Below are 4,508 nucleotides of genomic sequence, written 5' to 3'. Positions count from 1 at the left end.
GCTCTCGCAGGCACGGACAATGTTCACCTCCCGGTCGTTGTCAACACCCCGCCGTCGTGAGGCGTGGGCCACCGTCCGGAGGCCACGGGATCGGGCGATCAGACCCGGTCGGCCGCGATCAGCACGTACTGGAAGGAGCCGTCCTTGTAGGACTCGATGAACGCCTCCTCGATGCCGGTCACCAGCGAGGTGGTGTTGCGCAGCTCCCAGTAGGGCAGGGTGTCCGGGGTCAGGTCGATGACGGCCTGCGGCACCAGACGGTTGTCGGCCATCGCCCGCAGGTACTCGCGGCGGGAGTGGATGTTGCACTCGAAGTGGGCGTTGATCTGCGAGACCCACTTCGACGGCTGGCCGTAGCGCGGGTTCCAGCAGCCCGTGATGGTCACGTACCGGCCGCCGACGCTCAGCACCCGGGAGTGCTCGGCGAACAGGTCGTGCAGGTCGACGTACATGCTGGACTCGTTGTTCCAGGAGCCCGCGACCGTGCCGGTCTCGACGGGCATGTTCAGCATGTTGGCGACCCGGGAGCGGACGAAGTCGCCGATGCCCAGCTCGGCGGCGCGCTTGTTGCCGAACTCGGCCTGCTGGGTGGAGAGGGTCAGGCCCTCGACCCGGCAGCCGAAGCGCTGGTGGGCCATCACCATCGAGCCGCCGCGGCCGCAGCCCGCGTCGACCAGGGTGTGGTCGGCGCGGATGTCGCCGAGGTGGTCGAGCAGCACGTCGGCCTGGGCGGACTCCAGGCGGTGCAGCTCGGCGATCACCTTCTTCTCGCGCTCGCTGTCGGCCGGGTCGCCGATCGCGGCCCGGTCGATCTCCCCGATCCCGTAGTGGTGGTGGTAGAGGCCGTCGACGTCACCCAGGCGAAGGTTGACCGGACGGGCCTCGTGGTCCCAGTAGCGTGCGATGTCGCCCTGGTACGGGGTCGCCGGGCCGGGAATGGTGTTGCCGGGGGTGGTGATGTCGTCGGTCACGGACATGGGTCAACTCCTAGTGGATGGTCAAGGGGTCGGTCATCAAAGGGGATTCGCTGCCGGTGGGAGGTGGCGCCGCCGGAAGGGCCGGTGTCACCAGAAGTCGGGCAGCGTGTAGCGGTAGGTGTTGGTCTGGTGCCAGTAGTGGTTGCCGTCCACCCACGCGGCCACACCGCGCAGGAACCGTGGGAGGGCCGGCACCGGGCAGGACAGGGCCAGGGCCGCCGCCTCGGCCTCGAAGGCCAGCATCAGTTCGTTGTGGACCTCGACCGCCTTCAGGTAGCCCTCCTTGCGGGAGACGCCCTCGCGCTCGGAGATCACCACCGGCAGGTTCAGGTGCAGTCCGGGGCTGGCCAGCTCCTTCATGTACGAGTAGAGGTCGTTGACGATGGTGGTGGCGTTGGAGGCCAGCGCGATCACCCGCTGCATCGCGGGCAGCGCGTGCAGCTCGGCGGGCAGCTCGTAGCCGCCGACGGTGTCCGTGATCGTCGGGCAGGGGCGGAAGTTGTTGAACTGGCGCATGGCCAGGTACTCCCACACCTCCGGCACGTGGTCCGCCTGGTCCCAGGCGGCCTCGGCCAGGTACCCGAGGTGCAGCCGCGCCATGTCGTGCCGGAACCGGTCCGACTGGGAGGGCGTGGCGGCCCGGGTGAAGTACTCCATCGCCGAGTGGTAGGCGCGCCGGGGCGCGTCCGACGACAGCGAGGCCTCCCACTCCGGGTGGTACTCCGTCGTGGTGTGCAGCGGGTCCAGCGCGGTGTGCGCGAGCAGCAGGCGGCTGCCCAGGCCGATCGGCGACCCGCCGAGGTCCTCGCAGTAGCAGTCGTCCACCGCGTTCTCGGCCACCATCAGGCGGGCCGCGAGCATCAGGTGGTCGACGCTCGGCGCGTCCGGGTGGCAGGCCACCATGTAGCGCCCGGTGGAGAAGCCGTCGAAGTCCTTCTCCCAGTCCGGCGGGTACAGCTCCACCTCCTCCATGGCCCAGACCTTGATCTCCGCGCTGAGCGCCTCCACCCGCACCGGGTCGGGCTCGGCGATCGGGTGGTGGTACAGGCCGGGGATGGGGTCGCCGGCCTTGGGCTTGCCGCCGCTCGGCGCCTCGGCGGCCGGGCTCGCGGCCGCCGAGGTCGTCGCGGCCGCGGCGGGCGGAACGGGCAGGACGTGGACGGGCGGCAGCCGGAACCCGGGGGTCGCCGCCGTGACCTCGGTCGCGGCTTCCGGGACCTCGGGCACCGGGACCTCGGAGGCGGGGGCCTCGGGGGCCTCGACCTCGGGCGCCGACACCTGCGGCCGGAACTGCAGCCCGGAGGTGCCCAGCCCGCTGGGCCCGCGCAGGATCCGGTCGATCGCCGGGGTGCTCATGGGCCCACCGCCGGGGCGGTCACGGGCCCGCATGGTGTCTCCGGTCTGGCACGCAGGGGCATGGAGCCTCCTCTGGGAAGGGGTCGCGCGCATATGACGGATCGTCATTCCGTCAGCCTCGAACGGGAACTCGGGCTTCCGCCCCCGTCCCGTTCGGTTCGGTTCACCACCGTAGGCGCGAAGGCGCGTTCCGCATCGCAACGGACGATCTTCCTCACCCGATAGGGTGAACGTTCGGGCTGACGACGTTTGAGCGGGCCGCAGTCGTGCATTGATCACACCGGTCCCGGGGCCGCCCTGGCCGCGAACCCTCCCGCCCGAGCCGCCCGAGCCGCCCGCCCCCGCGTCAACCCACTGACGCCCACCCGTGTCCCCGGCCGGCCGACCCCGGGTGGCCCCCCTCCGCGGCCGGCACCGGCACCGTTCTGCACGGGTCGGGCGAGCACCGGTGGCCGGCTGGAGGACTTCGGCGTGGCGGCCACCGCGCCGCACCGGCCGGGCGGGCGGGACGTCCCGGGCCACCACCAGGAGCTGCTCGCCGCCGCCGTCACGCTGCTGGATCCGGCACGCCGTCGCGGTAGCGGACGGCGACCGGGCCGGGCCGGTCGGTCACCTCCCGGCCCGGTGCACGGCCCCACCGGTAAGGGGGACCAGAATGGCCTGGGCGCCGTGAGGACGGGGCCAGGAAGGAAGACCAGCGCATGGAGAGCCAGGCCCGCAGCCGCACCGCACTCGTCGAGGAGCTCATGGAGCGCTATCCCGACGTGCCCCGGGAGGCGGTGATCAAGGAGGACCTGCTGCGCGGCGGCATGGCCTTCGACGAGTCGGCACTCAGCGGCAGCGCCGGCGCCGACGGGGGCGGCGAGGTCAAGCCGAAGTCGTACTTCATCTTCTCCTTCGACCACCGCACCCTGCCCGAGCTGGGCGCCGCCGCGCTCAACCGGCCGCCGGAGGAGATCGTGCTGACCGGCGGGCCGTACGGGCTGCGCCGCACGGTGGTGTCGGTGCGGGTGAACCCGGACTCGCCCTACCGGGTCGGCGCCGGCGAGGACGGCACCCTCGGCCTCTACCTGGACGGTGCGCGGATCGCCGATGTCGGCCTGCCGCCGATGCCGGACTACTACCGGCACACGCTGGCCAACGGGAAGTCGGTGATGGAGGTCGCCCCGACCATCCAGTGGGGCTACCTGATCTACCTCACGGTGTTCCGGGTCTGCCAGTACTTCGGCGCCAAGGAGGAGTGCCAGTACTGCGACATCAACCACAACTGGCGCCAGCACAAGGCCGCCGGCCGCCCGTACACCGGGGTCAAGCCGGTCGAGGAGGTGCTGGAGGCGCTGGCGTTGATCGACGAGCACGACACCGCCCGCGCCTCCCAGGCGTACACCCTCACCGGCGGGGCGATCACCTCGCGCGTCGGCGGCCGGGACGAGGCCGACTTCTACGGGCAGTACGCCAAGGCCATCGAGGAGCGCTTCCCCGGCCGCTGGATCGGCAAGGTGGTGGCCCAGGCGCTGCCGCGCGAGGACGTCCAGCGCTTCCACGACTACGGCGTGCGGATCTACCACCCCAACTTCGAGGTGTGGGACAAGCGGCTGTTCGAGCTCTACTGCCCGGGCAAGGAGCGCTACGTCGGCCGGGACGAGTGGCACCGCCGGATCCTCGACTCCACCGAGGTGTTCGGCCCGGAGAACGTGATCCCCAACTTCGTCGCGGGCGTGGAGATGGCCGAGCCCTTCGGCTTCACCACGGTGGACGAGGCGATCGCCTCCACCGAGGAGGGCCTGCGCTTCTTCATGTCCCACGGCGTGGTGCCGCGCTTCACCACCTGGTGCCCCGAGCCCACCACCCCGCTCGGCAAGGCCAACCCGCAGGGCGCGCCACTGGAGTACCACATCCGGCTGCTGCAGACCTACCGGGCGACCCTGGACGAGTTCGGCCTCTCCTCCCCGCCCGGCTACGGCCCGGCGGGCCCGGGCAAGGCGGTCTTCTCGGTGAGCTCCTTCATGGACTCGCTGCAGGGCTGAGCACGGCCCGCCCCGAAGGCGGCGCCGCCCACCGTCCAGGGGGGGGCGCCCAGCCCCTCCGCTCCCCCTTCACCAGGGGGAAGTGGGGAGCTGCTCCGCCCTGACCCACAGGGCGTTGGCGCTTTGCCGCACAGTGCTTGTTGCGCCC

The 4,508-nt window shown here is 71.6% G+C and carries 3 protein-coding genes; 1 reads left to right on the top strand and 2 read right to left on the bottom strand.

The window, feature by feature from the left end; genetic code table 11:
- Positions 1 to 98: 98 nt before the first annotated feature.
- Positions 99 to 977: a geranyl diphosphate 2-C-methyltransferase gene (locus ACFVGO_RS18470; RefSeq protein ID WP_359915263.1), complete on the bottom strand. Its 879-nt coding sequence runs from the start codon at positions 975 to 977 to the stop codon at positions 99 to 101.
- An 87-nt stretch (positions 978 to 1,064) separates the two neighbouring features.
- Positions 1,065 to 2,441, bottom strand: coding sequence for a family 2 encapsulin nanocompartment cargo protein terpene cyclase (locus ACFVGO_RS18465; RefSeq protein WP_380358799.1), 1,377 nt, complete (start codon positions 2,439 to 2,441; stop codon positions 1,065 to 1,067).
- Positions 2,442 to 3,034: 593 nt separating this feature from the next.
- Between ACFVGO_RS18465 and ACFVGO_RS18460 the strand changes: the two genes are divergently transcribed.
- Positions 3,035 to 4,360, top strand: a complete 1,326-nt coding sequence (locus ACFVGO_RS18460) for a radical SAM protein (RefSeq protein WP_359915267.1) — start codon at positions 3,035 to 3,037, stop codon at positions 4,358 to 4,360.
- The last annotated feature ends 148 nt before the right edge of the window (positions 4,361 to 4,508 follow it).

This window comes from Kitasatospora sp. NPDC057738 (assembly GCF_042798815.1).
GTDB classification, from domain to species: domain Bacteria; phylum Actinomycetota; class Actinomycetes; order Streptomycetales; family Streptomycetaceae; genus Kitasatospora; species Kitasatospora lactacystinica.
Note: the sequence above shows the minus strand (reverse complement) of the source record. Positions and strands in the feature narration are given on the sequence as shown.

Coding starts and splice junctions, on each gene's coding strand:
- ACFVGO_RS18470 (WP_359915263.1), bottom strand. CDS start 977: ATGTCCGTGACCGACGACATCACCACCCCCGGCAACACCATTCCCGGC.
- ACFVGO_RS18460 (WP_359915267.1), top strand. CDS start 3,035: ATGGAGAGCCAGGCCCGCAGCCGCACCGCACTCGTCGAGGAGCTCATG.
- ACFVGO_RS18465 (WP_380358799.1), bottom strand. CDS start 2,441: ATGACGATCCGTCATATGCGCGCGACCCCTTCCCAGAGGAGGCTCCAT.